Origin of the sequence: Sphingorhabdus sp. (assembly GCF_046292425.1) — a bacterium.
Classification (GTDB): Bacteria; Pseudomonadota; Alphaproteobacteria; order Sphingomonadales; family Sphingomonadaceae; genus Sphingorhabdus_B.
Map to the genome: position 1 here is coordinate 15,251 of NZ_JBKBQV010000028.1, position 17,318 is coordinate 32,568.

The window sequence follows — 17,318 nt, forward strand, 5'->3', positions numbered from 1 at the left end:
CAAGTTCAGGACGATGAGCACAGGTTATTTTAAACTGGAGAAAACAGTCTAGGAGTTCAGCATTGCGGCTCTGGGCAGCTTAGGTGCCGAAACCCACACTGAGGAACCCTGGCATTGGACCATTCCAGCCATCATCGCCGCTTGCCGCTGCCCCGCTCGATTGATCGGATTTATCCGTTTCAGCGATAGGAACTGGCTTTTCACGTACTGGCTTTGCCGCTGCCTTCTCACGCACAGGCTTTGCTGACGACGGCTCAGGCGATACCTGCCGCGTCTCCTTTGATTTGCCCGCTGGCGCTTTTCGGCCACGCTTCTCAGGGGCGCGATTTTCGCTGTCCGCTGGCGCTTCGATCTTGCCGAGACGCTCGATCTTGTTGCCAATCAGTTTTTCGATGCTCTCGATCGCTTCTTCGTCAGCCTTGGTGACAAAGGTAAATGCCTTCCCCTTGGCTCCGGCACGACCGGTGCGGCCAATGCGATGAATATAGTCATCAGGATGCCATGGTGCGTCAAAGTTGAACACATGGCTGACGCCCTTGACGTCAAGTCCGCGCGCCGCGACGTCGGACGCCACCAGTAAATCGATGTCACCGTTTTTGAAGGCTTCCAATTGCTTCTGGCGCGACGCTTGGTCGATGTCGCCGTGAATCTCACCGGAGCGAAGGCCGTGGCGTTGCAGGCTCGTGTTCAACTCACGCACGGTTGTCTTGCGGTTGCAAAAGATTATCGCGTTTGACACTTTTTCGGTCCGCAAAAGATCACGCAGTACGTCACGCTTTTTCATTGGCGATACGTTGACCAAAAACTGTTCGATATTGACGTTGGCAGTGGCGGGACGGGCCACTTCAATATATTTGGGATTAGATAGGAATTTATCCGCCAGCTTTTTGATAGGCGGTGGCATGGTTGCCGAAAACAATAATGTCTGCCGCGTTGTCGGCAACTTGGTACAGATATGTTCGATATCGGGAATGAATCCCATGTCCAGCATCCGGTCAGCCTCATCAATGACCAGCATTTCGCAACCGGTCAGCAAGATCTTGCCGCGCTCGAACAGATCCATTAGCCGGCCTGGGGTCGCGATCAATACATCAACGCCCTTTTCGAGCGCCTTGACCTGATCACCCATCTGGACACCACCAATGAGCAGTGCCATCGACAGCTTGTGGTATTTGCCGTATTTTTCGAAATTCTCGGCAACCTGTGCCGCCAATTCGCGCGTTGGTTCAAGAATGAGGCTGCGCGGCATCCGGGCGCGCGCACGACCATTGGCGAGCACGTCAATCATGGGAAGGACGAAGCTTGCGGTTTTGCCTGTCCCGGTTTGCGCAATCGCAATGATGTCACGCATCATCTGGACTTGCGGGATAGCCGCAGCCTGAATAGGAGTCGGCTCATCATAGCCAGCCTCGCTCAAGGCTCTCAATAACTCGTCAGACAAGCCGATGTCGGCAAAACGCATATTATGTTCCGGAAATATATGGTGCAGCGCCACCAGTGATAAATACACGGAGACGAGGGTCGCCATTGGTCGCTGTGGCAGGAAATGTCAAGATAGATGCCGATATCGCCGTCATTAACGCGGGATCAGCAACCTGAATTTTTCGACCTCGCATTTTGCGCCTGTACGCGCATATAAAAGGTCGCGATTGACACATATCTTGCCGTCATAAGACCGTTCCATATAGGCGCCGGCATAAAATTCACGGGCCAGACAGCCATCACCCAGATAGGCGCGAATGATAATACCGTCTCTTGTCAATAAATCCAAAGTGCGGTCGGGACCGGGGCGTGATCCGCCCAGCTTGTCTACCCACAGGCATTTGCCAATCTTTTGCTCCTTATATTTCATCTTGGCCACAGCCTCTCTTTGCGCACCAACCGTGGCAGGCGCAGCGGCAGTGCTGGGCAAACGAACAATAACTCTTTGGTCGATGCGCACCTGATCGAAATCGGTCTTTAGCCGAAGCAAAGGCGTGAACTGGCTATCCACGGCTGCGACATCGAAGTCCGCCCAAGCTTTGTGCGATAATGTTGTCATCGCGACCGCAAACAGGATGATAACCGATACTGCGCGCAAGAAACATTCCGCTATGAAGTTGAAGTTCTATCGGCTTTACCCGATAGGGTTGAACCTATCATGAATTGCATGCCAGCCCCCTTGTAGACAATGGAAATTACCGTGCCGAACGCAAATATTTTATCGGAATTTCGCGCCATATTGGGACCAAAAGGATATTCAGATGAAAGTGACGTGGTTGCGCCATGGCTTACGGACTGGCGCGGGCGCTTCACAGGTTCGTCCCCTGCCCTGCTCTCGCCCGCCAACACACAGGAAATCGCCGCCATCGTGAGGCTTGCGGCAAAACACCGGATTGCCTTGGTTCCCCAAGGCGGCAATAGCGGAATGGTTGCTGGCGCGACGCCAGACAAAAGTGGTGAGCAATTGATTCTGTCGCTGCGGCGCCTGAATGATATCATTGCATTTGATGGAGACGACGGGCTGGTCACTTGTGGTGCAGGCGTCATCTTGCAGAATTTGCATGAGGCAGTCGCGATACATGGACGGCGTTTCCCTTTAACGCTTGGCGGCAAAGGCTCGGCAACGGTCGGCGGCCTCATTTCGACCAATGCCGGCGGGACTCAAGTATTGCGGCACGGCACAATGCGAATGCTTGTGGCCGGAATTGAGGCTGTATTGCCCGATGGTTCGATTTATGACGCAATGGCGCCTCTCAAAAAAGACAATCGCGGTTATGATCTGAAACATCTGCTTATTGGTGCGGAGGGAACCATTGGCATTGTCACCAAAGCTGTTTTGAACACAGTTCCTGCGCTCATAGACCGTTGCGTAGTATGGGCAGGCATCGACTCTCCCGCCCAGGCCTACAACCTTCTGCTGTTTATGCAGCGCTACGGCCGCGAACGGCTGGAAGGGTTTGAAATCCTGCCACAACGCGCGTTGGATGCAGTCACCACACATATCGCCGGAACGCGTCCGCCACTCAACACCGTGCATCGGTGGCATGCGCTCATGGAGTTTGTTCAGGACGATCCGGCCCAGTCATCACCTGGCGAATTAGCGATGCAATTGCTGGAACAGGCCATTGATGAAAACCTTTTGGGTAACGCGACCATCGCGAGCAGCGACGCACAAGCCGAAGCATTCTGGAAAATTCGCGATTCCATTGCCGAGGCCGAGCGTGCAGCAGGTCCAGCGTTACAGCATGACATCAGCGTGCCGGTGGCTGCGATGGCGCACTTCATTGAAGCTGAATCTCCGCCCATCGAAACCGCCTATCCCGGCACCAAAACGCTTGCGTTCGGACATTTGGGTGATGGCAATATCCATTTCCATGTAAAGGCCCCGGATGGCGTGGATATAACCGCATGGTATGCGGGCGATGGCAAGGCCATTACGTCGCATGTTTATAACCGCGTGCGCACCTATGGTGGATCGATCTCCGCCGAACATGGTATCGGACAGGCCAAGATCGAAGAGTTCGAACGTCTTGCCGAACCGGCACGACTGGCGGCTTTGCGTGCCATCAAAAATGCTCTTGATCCCTTGGGGATTATGAATCCCGGCAAGCTTGTTCCGCTTGCCTAACTGCGGCTGCCCGCCTAAAGCGCCGCAACGAATTTCTAACATGTAATCAAGCACTGGAGTTTCAAATGGCCACCGCGCCCCAAGCCGCCAACCTGCCGCTTTTGTACAAAGACCTGATCCCGTTGAACAGCAACGATCATGTGACGTGGAAATCGCGTATGCTCGAAAACGCGAAGTTCCTTGAGGGACAGCACGCGATCCCGCTTACGATTGAGGAATTTGTACCCGCCTCACGGACATATCCCATCATCTTTTCCGCAACAGACAATCCTGTCCCGCTGGTATTGATGGGCATGAATGAAGGTGTGAACACCTTTATGAACGAGGACGGCCATTTTGAGCGCCCCGTTTATATCCCCGCATATGTCCGCCGCTATCCCTTCCTGCTCGCAAAACTGCGTCCCGACACTGACGAGTTGTCCCTGTGCTTTGACCCGACTTCGGGCGCAGTTGGCGAATTCGAAGACGGCATGCCACTCTTTGAAGATGGCCAGCCAAGCGAAAACACCAAAGGGATTTTGAAGTTCTGCGAAGATTTTGAAAATGCCGGCGCGCAGACCCACGCCTTTGTCGAGGAACTCAAGAAACTAGACCTGCTCATGGACGGCGAAGTCTCCATTCAGCAGGAAGGTCAGGAGCAGCCATTCATCTATCGCGGTTTCAAAATGATCGATGAAAACAAGCTGCGCGAACTGCGTGGTGATACAGTTCGCAAGCTCAACCAGAACGGCATCCTGGCGCTCATCCACGCGCATTTATTCTCCCTGCAACTGATGCGGGAAATATTTGCAGTTCAGATTGCACAAGGTAAGGTGCCGCAAGTGACGGAATTACCTTCGAATTAATTTCATTCGATAATTCATGCCGTCACATAACCAACCGGGGAGTGGCGGCATGGGTAAATATAGTAAAATCGCAATCCTGTTTCACTGGGCTATTGCGCTTCTGATTGCGACAAATGTCCTCTTGGCCAATTTGGCCGATGATTTGTCCCGTTCCGCCAGTGCCGTCTTCATGAACCCGCACAAGGCAATAGGTATTTCCATCCTCGTCCTTTCCGTGGCGCGTCTTTTATGGCGCCTCGCTCATCGCCCGCCCCCGCTTCCAAACAAGATAGCTGGTTTGCAGGCCTTTGCTGGCCATGCAGTCCATGTCCTATTCTATGTCCTCATGATTGCAGTCCCGTTGACCGGGTGGCTGATGGTCGCGGCAAGCGACAGGGCACCGCCGATTGATTTTTTCGGACTGTTTAATATTGAATCGCCTATCGGTAAAAGCGAGATTCTTTCCGAGATCGGGCATGAGGGTCACGAACTTCTGGTCATACCTCTCATCATCCTTATTGGTTTGCATGTCGCTGGCGCATTGAAGCACCAGTTTATTGACAGGCTGCCCTTTCTTCAGCGCATGTGGCCTTGAACCTTTCCACGCCTGCATGGCAGGACAATTCCTCGCAGCTATCGGTCGGCTGGTCGGCAAACGTACACGCATTCCGACCCAAGTCTTGAAACTGCAATCGTGAGTCCCCATTCTTTGAGATGGACGGAATCCTCCCCTCCCGTTTCCGTTCATCGGTGCCTGTAGTAGGCATCAACTCCCTGAACCTAGGCCACCCCGGAAAAACTCCTGGGTGGTTTTTTTGAAGACATTGCCGCTATTCTGCTGCAACCAGACTGGAAGAACCCAGAGCTTCGTCGGCGAGTGCATTCACCAAGGCAGGTATCAACGTACGAAGGCGGTCAAGACCTGCCCCGGGCTGACGCAAATCCTGGTCCAGATACAGTGACCTGTCGACCTCAAGCTGAAGAGCGTGAATATTAGCGCGCGGCCTTGCGTGGCGGCGCAGGATATAGTCGCCTGCATAGGGATGGTTGAGCGCAGCGCTAAAACCCTGGGTCCGCAGGCGCGCAATCAACAACTCTGCATATTGCGAGGCTGCGCTTTTGCCGAACCGGTCACCAACCACAAATTGCGGCGCTGGAGCAGCGACTGCCGTGCGGATCGGCGGCATGCTATGCAGATCAAGCAGGATAGCGACGCCGAAGTGCCGCCGCATACGTTCCAATATGTCGGCGACGGCTTGGTGATATGGACGGTGGAATGATGTTATTCGATGCTGAACCTCGTCCAACGTGAACTGACGGTTCCACAAATCGCCCTCGCCTGAAAGACGCCGGGGGATTAGCCCCAGACCACCGCGCTGCTTAATGCCTGGAGCCGGATAATGCGCGCGCAATGCGCCTTGCACCATCTCAGTGTCGATATCCTGCTCATCGCGGTTGAGGTCAATCCACGCCCGCGCGCGGTGAGCCATGATCACGGGATGTCCCAATTGAACGCCAAGCCGCGTCAACAGGTCGGCATATCTGTCCTCAAGCCGGACCAGCACGGCCGGGGGGAGGCGTAACGCATCATATATATCTTCAGGATATTCGCGCCCGGCGTGCGGCACGGACAGCAGCACGGGCACGGAGAAACTTTCCGTGCCCCAACTTGCGAATCCGTCTGTTCCCGATGCCATCACACGCGCCTTGACTTAACCATATTGCCTGATTGACAGATTCTCCGCAAAATGGTGTAAAAAAATTAAATCTCTGCAGCTATATGGTTGCTTTAAAGGAGCACAACGCAAAGACTGCGCTGTGTGGAGATTTTTAAGGACCGGTGATGATCCGAATATTGCTCGCTGAAGACGAACAGGCCATGCGCGAATATCTGACGCGTGCGCTGGAACGGTCAAGCTATGAAGTGGTTGCAGTTGATCGCGGTACCGCAGCAGTCCCTTTGCTTGAGAGCGAACATTTCGATTTGCTGCTGACGGATATTGTGATGCCTGAAATGGACGGCATTGAGCTTGCCCGCCATTGCAACGCGGTCTCACCCGAAACTGAGGTGATGTTCATCACTGGCTTCTCGGGCGTCGCCCTGAGCGTCGGCGAGTCGATGCCAGGTGCAAAAGTTCTGTCCAAACCCTTCCATCTCAAGGACCTTGTTCTTGAAGTCGAGCGCCTGTTTGCCAAGGAAAGTTTCGGCGAACTGAAATAGGCTTGAATGATGTAGCAAGCCCAGCTAGAGGCTGCCTCAGCGTGGGCGTATAGCTCAGTGGTAGAGCACTGTGTTGACATCGCAGGGGTCGCAAGTTCAATCCTTGCTACGCCCACCATATTTTCTATAGATCTAGCACTTACTGCTGGGGCCGATGCCCTTATGCTGTGTCCGGTGGTTTAACTGGACGATTGGTTCTGTGCATGGCGCATTGGTTTATTTCGCGCCTCAACTCATCTCCGGCTGATAATTTTTTGGAGCAGACACCTTTATTTTGCTGTTAAGGGCATCAACCAGAAGTTTGCTGGTCAGAAGCTCAGAAAACTCCATACCAACCCGCCCCTGATCTGACCAAGCAACGATTCCGTTTACTTGCGTGTCGCCGCAGATGAGAGTGACTATCTCAAACACCCGCAATGGTTCTGCAACGTCGAGCAGCGCGCCATTAACTGAAACATCGCGCACGCAAACCTCCTGCGTTAAGCTTTCACTTTTCAGTTTAGCCTTCAAGAAAGAGGCCGTACGCTTGGGACTCCTTTTTTGAGCGGTTAGTTTTACCATTTTTTTCCTTCAGGCAGCACAGCCTTTGAACCTGTTCTGTTTGTTTCGTGGTGGTAATTTACATCATATCAGGCCGCAAAGTCTGATCCTAAAATGCGACCGTAAAGCCTGCTCGTCCTTGCAGATGATCGTAATTTAGACCGCCGACGATGGAATCGTTGGAATATGCCAACTCCACAAAAGCGTCGATTTTCTTGGATGACCGCGGACTTTCAATGCGCAATTGCGCGAAACGGGCGGGTTGCCAGCTGCTTCCGGTGCTTCTCTGAACGCCCAGGCCTCCGGCTGCCAGATACATCCACCCGGCATTGAATCTCCGCAATTGAAGAATGGGCATTGCACGAACGAAATTGGCAGGTGAAAAGTAATCAAACTCTTTTGGTTCGGTTGAATGGTAATAACGCAAATCCATCTGCGCGCTCAATCCGACTTCCTCGTTCAACACCTGAACGAACCGACCACGCAGGTGAAGACGTTCATTTTTACCTGAAAATTCCTGCACGCCGGCTGTTAAAGCCAAGCTGCTATTTTGATCGACCGGAATGTCCGTGCTGGCACCAATAAAGGTATAGTAAATTCTACGATTCAGACCCTGTTCGGTTTCAATGATTTCCCGTTCAATGAACACACTGCGCGACCAATCGGCGCGGCGCAGCTCCGCACTACCGAGAACGGTTTTACCATCTGTGCCGACCCTTGCGCGCCAGCGCCAGCCGTCATCCAACTTGTTCGCAACGTCCAGATATACGCGGTTAAACTTTTGTTTCTCACCGGCGACTGGCGTAAACCACGCACGTTCGACCACAATGCCAGCATAGTCGTCCTTGCCATTGAAACTCCACAGAGCCCTTCCGGCCAGCTTTGAAACCTTGGTGCCTTCTGAGTCAGTGCTGACCAATAGTTCGGTGCCGGCGGCAGGTTTCGAAGCAGGTTCCTCTGCTCCATTTTCTGTCGATTGTGCAAATGCCTGGCTAGGCAAGGCTATGGCCGCAATGCCGAGCGCGACACAAAGGGTGCTGAAATATCTAACGCCATTCATTATTTTGTGCCCCAAGATTTGCGAAGCCCAAGCAGTTCGGAGCAATATCCCCATACGCAGACCGGCTGCATCAAGAGACTGTAGCCAAGCGCGTAGAAAAAGAAGCCGCGAAGATTGCGGCGGACGATCAGCCCTTCGCGTTGATAAACCCCCGATTGAATACGGAAGATGATGGCATTCCACAGTATCGTTAGGGGCAATACCGCGACCGTGAGCGGACCAGCGATATAGAAATAGCCAAAGCACGCAGCAATCAGGCCCGGAATGAAGACAAATGTGTAAATGAGGTCAAGGGGCAGGAAACAGACATTCCACCAGATGAACAGGGTCGACATGCGGCGCTGGAACAACAATCGCCAATGTGCCCGGAATGCTTCCATGAGTCCGCGCGACCAGCGCTTGCGCTGCAACGAGAACTGACGAAGGGTCGACGGTACGTTCGTGAAGGCGAGTGCGTCGTCGGCGTAACCAATACGGTGACCCATTTTCAATATTGCCCAGGAAAGGACGATGTCCTCACCAACACATTCTGGCCAGCCACCGGCCTCTTGGAGGGCCGATCGGCGGTAGATCGAGAACGCCCCTTGCGCCACAAGCGTACCGTTATACATGCCTTGCATGCGCTTCACCGAAGCTATGCCATGAAAATAGTCCCATTCCTGTGCGCGGCAGAGGAAGTTTTCCCGAGAGTTTCGAACCATAACGGCGCCAGCAACTGCGGCAGTATTCGGTGGGTCCGTTAATAAACGTTCGACAATTTTGCGTAGCCCGTCTTTCTTTACCCAGGAATCCCCGTCGATCGTCAGTATCAGGTCGTATCGCGCTTGCTTGAAGCCATCATTTAATGCCGCAGATTTTCCACGGTTCACGCCAAAGTCGAGCACACGGGCCGTTACGTTTCCTGGAAAAGTGAGATCCGCTATTGCCTTATTTGCAAACTCTACTGTCCTGTCAGTCGAGCCATCATTCAGCACCAATATCTCAACCGGACCGGGATAGACTTGGCGCGACAAACTGACGAGCGTGTCATGGATAGCCGCTTCTTCGTTATAAGCTGCCACCAAAATGGTAGTTCCTGGATAAAATGTCGGCGCAATGCGCCTTGGTTTGCGGTCCATCGCAAGCGTGGACAACAAAAAAGCATTCATGAAACCCGGCACATAGGCGATGAATGTGATAACTATTACAGCGAACCAAAAGCTGGTGACATTGGCAAGCTCCTCCAGCCAAGGAAACGAAAGCCAAACACTGAAACCGGTCCATGCTATTGCGATTGCGCAGGCTAAACCGAATTTGGTACCCAATGAGATATAGCGGTGTCTGCTATCAGGCGTCTCATCGCTCGAGACAATCAGGTCTTCGTCGTCGATTTGACAAAAAAGACCATCCTCGTCCTTCTCGACGAGATCGAACAGACTGTCGTCGCGAGTGGCTGCCAGCCAGTTTTCTTGTTGTGTATCCATAGGCCGTCTTTAGATGGGACGGGCTTAAAATTGGTTAATGTAAAACTTTGTAAATTAATCAGGGCCTTTAATTCGCTTTGGGTCCATGTCGATTAGATCCATGCCGGCTTGGTGGGGTGCCCGTCCAGTTTTTATAGGCCCGCGTGAATGCGCTGAGGTCGCTATAACCAAGCAGCAAGGCGATCTCACCAAGCGAGCGTGTGTCTTCCATAAAATACAATTGGCACATATCCTTGCGGACGCAATCAAGAAGGTCGCGGAATGACATGCCTTCTTCGACCAGCTTGCGACGGAGAGTTCGTTCGCTCATCCCGAATGACGCTGCCATCCGGTCGAGTGTAGGCGGCGATTTGTCCAGTTCGCTGGTAAGATAGAAATAGCTATAGGCCAAATGTGTCTTGCCCGTGATCATCCACGTGGCGGGCCGCTCATACCGTCTGGACGCAGCATCAAACAGCTTCTGATTTGCAAAGGGCGAAGGACGAAACACCTGACGCCCGGCAATCTCCATGCGCGTTTGCGGCATGCCAAAATCCACTGGACAGCCAAAGACTGCTTTGTATCGGTGAATATCAAATTGCGGCTCATGCCGAAACTGAACGGACCGTAGCAAAGGCGGCTCGTTCAAAACCTGACGCGACAGCCGCGCGAATGTCACCACCGAAAATTCGACAAAAGTCGCGTAATCCCGAATGAGGTCGGGCGAATATTCCCACGTAAAAAATGGAGGTCGTCCATCTGTATCGAATGTCGTGCGCACCATATTCTGTCGCAGCGGCTGAAGCTGGACATGCGCCTTGATGACCGAGGCCAAGTCGGTTTCAAGGCGGGTCGCATAGCCGAAGTCGGAGAAGTTCTGCATGGCCGCTTTCTCACCTAGCCGCAAATGCACCGCTGGATCGTTAAAATGTGCCTGCAATACCTTGAAAAAGCGGATCGCGACTTGCCATGAAATACGGCTGAGCGGATTGCGTAACCGTGTCTCATCAAGTCCAATTGCCGAGAGGATTTCACGCCTGTTCCCGCCTTCTGCGGCTGCGGCACGCAATATACGGACAGCCAAATTCGCCGACATGGTGTCGGGCGGAATGGCCTTGCCGTTTTGCAGCAGATTGTCGATCCAACTGTAAATAAGTCGCCCCCTTGACGTTGGACAGGATTCAACACGCAAGGGCCTGAAACGCAAGTGGCATCTTGTGTGTGGCTTGCGACTTTGGATTTCCCTCGCTAAGCCCAAAGCATGAATCTCGCATCGCTTCTCGCCCAATTTGTACCCGGCGCTACACCCCATAAAATCTCTATTCCCCCAACCTGGCATCAAGGACGCACCTCTTATGGCGGCCTTAGCTCTGTACTTGCTTATCAGGCGGCAAAACTCGCGGCGGATGACCTGCCACCGCTGCAATCGGCACAGATAGCCTTTGTTGGGCCTTTGGCGGGTGAAGTGGAGGTCACAGCCCATATCTTGCGACGGGGCAAAAACACTGCCTTCATACAGTCTGACATAAAGGGTCCGGGCGGGATTGGCCTCACGTGCAACTTCATTTTCATGAACCGCCGCGAAAGCCATCTGGATTACGTCAATCTTCCTGCGCCGTCATTTCCACCTGTGCCATCGCCCGACACAGTGCGCAGCGGTCCGCCCGAATTTTTTACTGGCCATATGCAATATCCCGACAAACGCCTTGAGCTCGGTTTGGCGACCAACCGGCTCGCAAGCTGGCACCGGCTGACCGAGCATGAAGGGTTGGATCATATCGCCGAATTAATCTGCATCGGCGACGCCCTTCCCCCGTCGGCGATGGGACTCATGACCGAAAAAGGCATGGTCAGCTCCATGAACTGGCAGATCAACATGCTGACGGATGTGCCGACAACCGAAAACGGATGGTGGTATCTATCCAGCGAAACGCACCACGCCGCCAATGGCGCAAGCAGCCAGTATATGACCGTGTGGAACAGCCGCGGGGAAGCGGTGCTGACGGGCATGCAATCAGTCGCGATATTCGCTTAAGCGACGGGTTTTGTCCGCGCAAAGCGCAGGGCCAAAAATACCAGGCCAATGACAATGAAGTTGTCGACAAAGGTTTTGTAGAAAAGCCAATTGTCGGTGGTTAGCAACTTTGCGGCGCCGTAATTCAGCCCGGCCATGATCAAACCGATGACGCCCATGACGATGGCAAAGCGGCCCGCGTCGATATCGGAATAGGGCATATAGCGGGCCAATCCCTTCCCGATATAGGGCCCGCCGCGTGCACCATCGATGATGAAGAAGCTGGCGGCAATAATTCCCGTAATCGTGCCGCGTAGCTTAATCCATTCATCATCGTTCAACCAGACCGCAAGCGCGGCGGAGATACACAACATCAATATCCCGAACAGCGCCAGGCCGCCCGTTACGTCGATTTTTGTGATCCGCTGAAAGATCACGAGGCCAAAACCAACGACAATGCCAAGCATCGCAGCGGTCTGCAAATCGGTCAGCTTCGCGACGAAATAGAACAACAAGCCTGTGCCCACATCAACGGCAAAGGGTAGCCGGTTACGCCGCGCGAATACGCCCCCGTTTATGCCTTGAGCGCCTTGCTCGGCCTTGACGATTTCACCAAAGCTGCTGTTCTGCACTGCTGCGCTCTGATATTTTTCAGGATAGGCAGGAACGCGCCCCTTGTGGCTTTCGTACACAACGACGCCATCGACACGGGCAACAACCCCAGTTGTCCACAAACCCATATAGCCAAGCTCGACCTCCAGCATGCGTCCGTCGGGAAGAGTGGTCCGCAGCAAGTGGTTGCGCACCGAGTCCGGCCCAAAGACCGGGGTCTGATCTGTGCATTGCGGGGCGCCAAGCATTGACAATGCTGAATGGAGTCCGTCGCTGCGTGCGCGGCTGGCGACGGCAAAAGATAGCCCGTCGACCGAAAAGCGCCGTCTGGGATATCGCCACCACGTAAAACTCATGGTTTAACCCAAGGCCGCCTGTTTTTCCTCAGCGAGGCGATCTAGCTCGGCGCGGCTTTTCTTCTCGCTGGAGGATTTCAACTGACCACAGGCTGCCATGATGTCCCGGCCGCGCGGCGTGCGAATAGGCGCGCTGATACCAGCTTCGAAAATGATGCTCGAAAATCGCTTAATGCGTTCAGGGTCGGAGCATTCATATATTGCCCCAGGCCATGGGTTGAACGGGATGAGATTGACCTTCGCAGGCAGCTTATATTGACGGATGAGGCTTACGAGTTGGCGCGCGTCTTCGTCGCTGTCGTTCTTGTCCTTCAACATCACATATTCAAATGTGATCCGGCGGGCGTTGCTGACGCCGGGATATTCGGCACAGGCACGTAAGAGTTCATCAATGCCATATTTGCGATTTATGGGCACGATTTCGTCTCGGATTTCCTTGGTCACAGCATGCAGCGAGACCGCGAGGTTGACGTTAATCTCTTCACCCGCGCGCGCCATCATCGGCACGACACCTGAGGTCGACAAAGTAATCCGGCGGCGCGAAAGGCCAAGGCCGTCCCCGTGCATGACAATCTTCATCGCATCGCGCACATTGTCGAAATTATACAGGGGCTCACCCATGCCCATCAGGACAATGTTGGTCAGCATCCGTCCATCAGCGGTGTAATGGCCAAGATCGTCATCTTCGTCCTCGTCCGCCGCAGCAAAGGCCATGTTGCCCTTCGGCCACTCGCCAAGCGCGTCGCGGGCAAGCATGACCTGCCCGACAATTTCGCCGGGCGTCAGGTTGCGCACCAGCCGCATCGTGCCCGTGTGGCAGAACCGACAGTTTAACGTGCAGCCAACCTGGCTTGAAATACACAAGGTCCCCCGATCAGCGTCAGGAATGAACACCATTTCATAATCCTGCGCATCATCTGTGCGCAAAAGCCACTTGCGGGTGCCGTCTGACGAAACTTGCGCCTCGACAATTTCGGGACGGCCGATGACGAACCGGTCGGCGAGCCAAGGCCGCATGGTCTTGGAAATGTCGGTCATTGCCTCGAACTCTGTCACGCCGCGATGGTATATCCAGTGGAACACCTGCTTTGAACGCAGCTTTGCCGCTTTTTCATCAAGCTGTGATTCTTCGAACAGCTGACGGATCTGGAAGTGGCTCAGACCCATTAGGTCAATACGTCCATCGCTACGCGGTGTGATCGCGCGCGGTGTGACTACGGGGTCGATGTGGCCGGGAATCTGCATGATGGGCGCGCATATAAGGGGGTTATTGCCGAAAAGCCAGCAAAGCCGCTGATTAGCTTCGGACGACCGATACCTTGGTGCCGGGCGCGCCATCCGTCACGATAACAACCGCCCCTAATTGGGTCGCAAGTGCCTCCACAATGCCAGTTCCAAGGCCGGGTTTACGATCGTCCGCGTTCTCAGGCATTCCCACTCCGTCATCCGCGACGACCAATGTCCATGCCTTGCCATCCGACTTATAACCGACTTGAATGACACCCTTTTGGGTCCGCCCAGGAAATGCGTGTTTGAGTGCATTGATCACAAGCTCGGTCACTACCAGCCCAAGGCTGACCGATGTGTCGGGATCCACAACGCTGTCATCGACATTAGTACTCAACACCAACCGTTCAGGGTCACCGATCATCGACGCGCCGATGCTTGCGCACAAATCCCTGAAGTAATTTTTTAGGACAACATCATCAACCGCCGTCGATGAAAGATGCTTTTGCAGCATCGCAATCGACATGACGCGGTTGTGAGCATCGCGCAGATGCTCTCGCGTTTCGGTCGACTGCACTTTTCGCGCGCTTTGCAAAAGAACGCTGGCAATAATCTGCAGGCTGTTGGCTACGCGATGCTGAATTTCATGCAGTAACAGCTGCTTTTCGCGCACAAGATCATCCCTAACCTTGTCGGCCAGACGCTGCGACGTGACATCCGTAATCGCAAGAACCACACGAATGCTCTCAGCTTCGAAATAATCAAGCGTATGCGCGTTGATAATAAGGCACAGAGTTTTCTTGCCGACGCGCACAAGGTCCATTTCATAGACATCGATAGCCGCGTTGCCGGCGACCGTGGCCCGCAATAGCGAATCCAGTTGTCGGACGTTCCATTCCCCCTCGCCGAGATCGGCAAGTTTTTTATGGGCGATGTCTTCACAGTCGACGCCGAACGCGAGGCAAAAGGATTTGCTTGCAGCAATGATCGTCAGATCCTCATTCAACAAGACAAGCGGTGAAAAAGACGAAGATATCAACGCGATCGACATTGTGTCGGCGTGTTCAGGCAGGCGAGTCACTGGTTTTTCCATGGCATATAGCCGTCATAAACTGGAGACTCGCGGGGCGAGAGCCATACCCAGGCGCATTTTCTGCATTCAATTGGTTCAGAACGTAAACGTTGTTACCATATTGCTCGTTTTCTAGTGAATCATTTCGAAAGCGCAGTGATTCTAGCGCGCGCACACCCCAGTGCAGCAGCGTCGATCGCGCTTGGCCCGCCGCGAAGACTATATGCGTCCACGATTGACCTGCCGTCACGGCCAATCGTTTCAATGCTCAACGATGGAGCAGATCGCATTGCAGCCACAATGGCCAGATCCATCCGCCTGTCTGTTGCCCAAGCTGCGTCTCCCGCAGCCTTTAACCGGAAACGTCGGCCACCGGCAGTTAAGGTTACGCCGCCATCAGGCGCTCGGCTGCGGGACAAGCGCACATGGATCTGGTGGGTAATACTGCGTTTTGGCCAAAAGCCGATGGAGAGAAACGCGGGCTGCGTTGGCTCTCGAATTGTCTCCTCCGGCGCAGCAATGGCATAGCATCGAGGCGTTTCTAGGTCGCGGAACGCAGCCCAGCCTTGATACACGCCCAACCGTTCTTTGGCCGCCAACGGCGTGGATAGCATGGCAGCGCATAACAACCACGCGCCAGTCTTCATGCCCGCTCCCCCTGCCCGCTGCCATCGATTACGAGCTTCTCGACGCCGTCGCGGATCATAACCATGCTGCCCTGGGCAAGGCTTGGCGCTATCGGTGCGCCGAAACGTTCCATAGGTTCCAGGCCAAGCAACAACCCGCGCAGCACGCGGGCGGTCATTCCATGACAGATGATTAGCATGTCCTGATTAAATGGCAGTTCGCCCAGCCAATGCGACAGGCGCTGTGCCACATCTTCATAATATTCGCCGCCATCGGGGCGGACGGAAAATAATTTATGCTCCATGTCGACAATGGGACCAATTTCCGCAGAAATGTCGGCGTAGGTTCGGCTCGACCAGTGTCCGACGTCAATTTCCAAAAGCCGGTCGTCGCGATTGGTATCGTGCCAATCTGCATTTATTTCTTCGGCAATGAGCGCAAGGGTCTGCAAAGCCCGGCCGGCCGTGGACGACCAAAGTTGAGGCCGATCGTCGGGCCCGAGATAATCGGCCAGCGCCTTGCCCATTTGCCGCGCCTGCACGCAACCTTCCCAAGTAAGCGGCGTATGCACTTCGGCTTGGCCCTGCATCCGCGCGATCTTGTTGAACACTGTCTCGCCATGCCGCGCGATGAACAGGCGGCGGTTATTCGTTGAAATCCCCATCCTTGTCTTATTCCACAGGATATTGTTTGACGCAAAAGCTATCGGCTTGCCCTGCGGCCCAAAGCGGTTATGGAAGATTCGGCATAGAAACAGGGTTTTTGGCTGGTTTGCGGACCGCTTGGCCCGACAAGGGGATTTTGAATGAGAGCCACGATCGAACGCGCGACCCTGCTGAAAAGCCTGAGCCACGTCCAGTCCGTGGTGGAGCGGCGCAACACAATACCAATTTTGTCCAATGTCCTTATCGAAGCCAGTGCGGGCGGCAAGATCAAGCTGACCGCGACTGACCTTGATTTGCAGGTCGTTGAAACTTTTGCGGCCGATGTTGAAACGCCAGGTGCCACCACCGTTTCTGCGCACACCCTTTTTGAAATTGCCCGCAAGTTGCCCGACGGCTCGCAGGTGCAACTGCACGCCGCCGACGGCCGCATGGCTGTCAACGCTGGCCGTGCTCGCTTCTCTCTCGCGACTTTGCCGCGTGACGACTTCCCCACCATTGCCGAGGGCGAACTTCCCACTTCGTTCGAAATTCCGGCAAGCTCGCTGATCCAGATCATCGACAAAACGCGCTTTGCGATTTCTACCGAAGAAACGCGTTATTATCTGAACGGAATCTTTCTGCATGTCACCGACGACGCAGAACCCGTCCTGAAGGCTGCGGCCACCGACGGCCACCGTTTGGCCCGCGTCACGCTTCCGCGTCCCGCTGGTGCCGAAAACATGCCCGACATCATCGTGCCACGCAAATGCGTTGCCGAAATCCGGAAGCTTCTGGATGAAAGCGGTGGCAATGTCATTCAGGTCGACCTGTCGGCCAGCAAGATCCGCTTCACCTTTGACAGCGTCATCCTGACATCAAAGCTGATCGACGGTACCTTCCCCGACTACAGCCGCGTTATTCCAACTGCGAATGACAAGCTGCTGCGCATCGATCCCAAGGCATTTAGCCAAGGCGTTGACCGCGTTGCGACCATTGCCACGGAGAAAACCCGCGCAGTCAAAATGGCGCTCGACAAGGACAAGATCACTTTGTCCGTCACCAGCCCCGA

At 54.2% G+C, this 17,318-nt stretch carries 18 protein-coding genes and 1 tRNA gene; 7 read left to right on the forward strand and 12 right to left on the reverse strand.

What is annotated here, in order from left to right; translation table 11 throughout:
* Positions 1-79: 79 nt before the first annotated feature.
* Entirely contained in the window at positions 80-1,462 is a 1,383-nt protein-coding gene (locus ACK4S7_RS07555) for a DEAD/DEAH box helicase (RefSeq protein ID WP_409645614.1), read from the reverse strand.
* 114 nt (positions 1,463-1,576) lie between these two features.
* A complete protein-coding gene (locus ACK4S7_RS07560) occupies positions 1,577-2,080 on the reverse strand; it encodes a hypothetical protein (RefSeq protein WP_409645583.1) in 504 nt (167 codons plus the stop codon).
* Positions 2,081-2,182: 102 nt separating this feature from the next.
* Here ACK4S7_RS07560 and ACK4S7_RS07565 point away from each other — a divergent pair, with 102 nt between their 5' ends.
* The 3 genes from ACK4S7_RS07565 to ACK4S7_RS07575 all read left to right on the forward strand — a co-directional run bounded on the left by ACK4S7_RS07565 (position 2,183) and on the right by ACK4S7_RS07575 (position 5,029).
* A complete protein-coding gene (locus ACK4S7_RS07565; protein WP_409645584.1) occupies positions 2,183-3,610 on the forward strand; it encodes an FAD-binding oxidoreductase in 1,428 nt (475 codons plus the stop codon).
* Between the two features lie 65 nt (positions 3,611-3,675).
* Positions 3,676-4,455, forward strand: coding sequence for a SapC family protein (locus ACK4S7_RS07570; RefSeq protein WP_409645586.1), 780 nt, complete (start codon positions 3,676-3,678; stop codon positions 4,453-4,455).
* 49 nt (positions 4,456-4,504) lie between these two features.
* Complete coding sequence (locus tag ACK4S7_RS07575; RefSeq protein ID WP_409645588.1) at positions 4,505-5,029, forward strand: cytochrome b; 525 nt, start codon at positions 4,505-4,507, stop codon at positions 5,027-5,029.
* Between the two features lie 235 nt (positions 5,030-5,264).
* Here ACK4S7_RS07575 and ACK4S7_RS07580 read toward each other — a convergent pair whose 3' ends face one another.
* The gene (locus tag ACK4S7_RS07580; RefSeq protein WP_409645590.1) at positions 5,265-6,131 is read right to left on the reverse strand and encodes an N-formylglutamate amidohydrolase; all 867 of its coding nucleotides are present in this window, start codon (positions 6,129-6,131) and stop codon (positions 5,265-5,267) included.
* A gap of 146 nt (positions 6,132-6,277) precedes the next feature.
* On the opposite strand from ACK4S7_RS07580, the gene ACK4S7_RS07585 reads away from it, so the two are divergent.
* Both ACK4S7_RS07585 and ACK4S7_RS07590 read left to right on the forward strand, forming a co-directional pair.
* Positions 6,278-6,655: a response regulator gene (locus ACK4S7_RS07585; RefSeq protein ID WP_409645591.1), complete on the forward strand. Its 378-nt coding sequence runs from the start codon at positions 6,278-6,280 to the stop codon at positions 6,653-6,655.
* 43 nt (positions 6,656-6,698) lie between these two features.
* A tRNA-Val gene (locus ACK4S7_RS07590) sits at positions 6,699-6,773 on the forward strand.
* Positions 6,774-6,883: 110 nt separating this feature from the next.
* Here ACK4S7_RS07590 and ACK4S7_RS07595 read toward each other — a convergent pair.
* From ACK4S7_RS07595 to ACK4S7_RS07610, 4 genes are all read right to left on the reverse strand, one after another.
* Positions 6,884-7,216: a PilZ domain-containing protein gene (locus ACK4S7_RS07595; RefSeq protein WP_409645593.1), complete on the reverse strand. Its 333-nt coding sequence runs from the start codon at positions 7,214-7,216 to the stop codon at positions 6,884-6,886.
* An 88-nt stretch (positions 7,217-7,304) separates the two neighbouring features.
* Positions 7,305-8,255, reverse strand: coding sequence for a hypothetical protein (locus tag ACK4S7_RS07600; protein WP_409645594.1), 951 nt, complete (start codon positions 8,253-8,255; stop codon positions 7,305-7,307).
* Positions 8,255-9,718, reverse strand: a complete 1,464-nt coding sequence (locus ACK4S7_RS07605) for a glycosyltransferase (protein WP_409645596.1) — start codon at positions 9,716-9,718, stop codon at positions 8,255-8,257. The genes ACK4S7_RS07600 and ACK4S7_RS07605 overlap by 1 nt, the downstream gene beginning before the upstream one ends.
* Before the next feature lie 67 nt (positions 9,719-9,785).
* On the reverse strand, positions 9,786-10,889 hold the full coding sequence (locus ACK4S7_RS07610) for an AraC family transcriptional regulator ligand-binding domain-containing protein (RefSeq protein WP_409645598.1): 1,104 nt from the start codon (positions 10,887-10,889) through the stop codon (positions 9,786-9,788).
* Between the two features lie 69 nt (positions 10,890-10,958).
* On the opposite strand from ACK4S7_RS07610, the gene ACK4S7_RS07615 reads away from it, so the two are divergent.
* The gene (locus tag ACK4S7_RS07615; protein WP_409645600.1) at positions 10,959-11,732 is read left to right on the forward strand and encodes a thioesterase family protein; all 774 of its coding nucleotides are present in this window, start codon (positions 10,959-10,961) and stop codon (positions 11,730-11,732) included.
* On the opposite strand, the gene ACK4S7_RS07620 is transcribed toward ACK4S7_RS07615, so the two are convergent.
* From ACK4S7_RS07620 to ACK4S7_RS07640, 5 genes are all read right to left on the reverse strand, one after another.
* A complete protein-coding gene (locus tag ACK4S7_RS07620; protein ID WP_409645603.1) occupies positions 11,729-12,679 on the reverse strand; it encodes a septation protein IspZ in 951 nt (316 codons plus the stop codon). The genes ACK4S7_RS07615 and ACK4S7_RS07620 overlap by 4 nt on opposite strands.
* A 3-nt stretch (positions 12,680-12,682) precedes the next feature.
* On the reverse strand, positions 12,683-13,924 hold the full coding sequence (rlmN, locus tag ACK4S7_RS07625) for a 23S rRNA (adenine(2503)-C(2))-methyltransferase RlmN (RefSeq protein WP_409645604.1): 1,242 nt from the start codon (positions 13,922-13,924) through the stop codon (positions 12,683-12,685).
* A gap of 52 nt (positions 13,925-13,976) precedes the next feature.
* Positions 13,977-14,999, reverse strand: a complete 1,023-nt coding sequence (locus ACK4S7_RS07630) for a sensor histidine kinase (RefSeq protein WP_409645606.1) — start codon at positions 14,997-14,999, stop codon at positions 13,977-13,979.
* Between the two features lie 119 nt (positions 15,000-15,118).
* Positions 15,119-15,625: a hypothetical protein gene (locus tag ACK4S7_RS07635; protein ID WP_409645608.1), complete on the reverse strand. Its 507-nt coding sequence runs from the start codon at positions 15,623-15,625 to the stop codon at positions 15,119-15,121.
* The gene (locus ACK4S7_RS07640; protein WP_409645609.1) at positions 15,622-16,269 is read right to left on the reverse strand and encodes a histidine phosphatase family protein; all 648 of its coding nucleotides are present in this window, start codon (positions 16,267-16,269) and stop codon (positions 15,622-15,624) included. The genes ACK4S7_RS07635 and ACK4S7_RS07640 overlap by 4 nt, the downstream gene beginning before the upstream one ends.
* Positions 16,270-16,410: 141 nt before the next feature.
* On the opposite strand from ACK4S7_RS07640, the gene dnaN reads away from it, so the two are divergent.
* Positions 16,411-17,318, forward strand: a 908-nt coding sequence (gene dnaN, locus ACK4S7_RS07645) for a DNA polymerase III subunit beta (protein WP_409645611.1), incomplete at its 3' end; no start/stop codon positions are given.

Bases quoted from the DNA above. Each gene is read 5' to 3' on its own strand.
- ACK4S7_RS07555 (WP_409645614.1), bottom strand. From the start codon at position 1,462: ATGCGTTTTGCCGACATCGGCTTGTCTGACGAGTTATTGAGAGCCTTG.
- ACK4S7_RS07640 (WP_409645609.1), bottom strand. From the start codon at position 16,269: ATGGGGATTTCAACGAATAACCGCCGCCTGTTCATCGCGCGGCATGGC.
- ACK4S7_RS07575 (WP_409645588.1), top strand. From the start codon at position 4,505: ATGGGTAAATATAGTAAAATCGCAATCCTGTTTCACTGGGCTATTGCG.
- ACK4S7_RS07605 (WP_409645596.1), bottom strand. From the start codon at position 9,718: ATGGATACACAACAAGAAAACTGGCTGGCAGCCACTCGCGACGACAGT.
- ACK4S7_RS07620 (WP_409645603.1), bottom strand. From the start codon at position 12,679: ATGAGTTTTACGTGGTGGCGATATCCCAGACGGCGCTTTTCGGTCGAC.
- ACK4S7_RS07580 (WP_409645590.1), bottom strand. From the start codon at position 6,131: ATGGCATCGGGAACAGACGGATTCGCAAGTTGGGGCACGGAAAGTTTC.
- ACK4S7_RS07630 (WP_409645606.1), bottom strand. From the start codon at position 14,999: ATGGAAAAACCAGTGACTCGCCTGCCTGAACACGCCGACACAATGTCG.
- ACK4S7_RS07635 (WP_409645608.1), bottom strand. From the start codon at position 15,625: ATGAAGACTGGCGCGTGGTTGTTATGCGCTGCCATGCTATCCACGCCG.
- ACK4S7_RS07570 (WP_409645586.1), top strand. From the start codon at position 3,676: ATGGCCACCGCGCCCCAAGCCGCCAACCTGCCGCTTTTGTACAAAGAC.
- ACK4S7_RS07615 (WP_409645600.1), top strand. From the start codon at position 10,959: ATGAATCTCGCATCGCTTCTCGCCCAATTTGTACCCGGCGCTACACCC.
- ACK4S7_RS07585 (WP_409645591.1), top strand. From the start codon at position 6,278: ATGATCCGAATATTGCTCGCTGAAGACGAACAGGCCATGCGCGAATAT.
- rlmN (WP_409645604.1), bottom strand. From the start codon at position 13,924: ATGCAGATTCCCGGCCACATCGACCCCGTAGTCACACCGCGCGCGATC.
- ACK4S7_RS07600 (WP_409645594.1), bottom strand. From the start codon at position 8,255: ATGAATGGCGTTAGATATTTCAGCACCCTTTGTGTCGCGCTCGGCATT.
- ACK4S7_RS07595 (WP_409645593.1), bottom strand. From the start codon at position 7,216: ATGGTAAAACTAACCGCTCAAAAAAGGAGTCCCAAGCGTACGGCCTCT.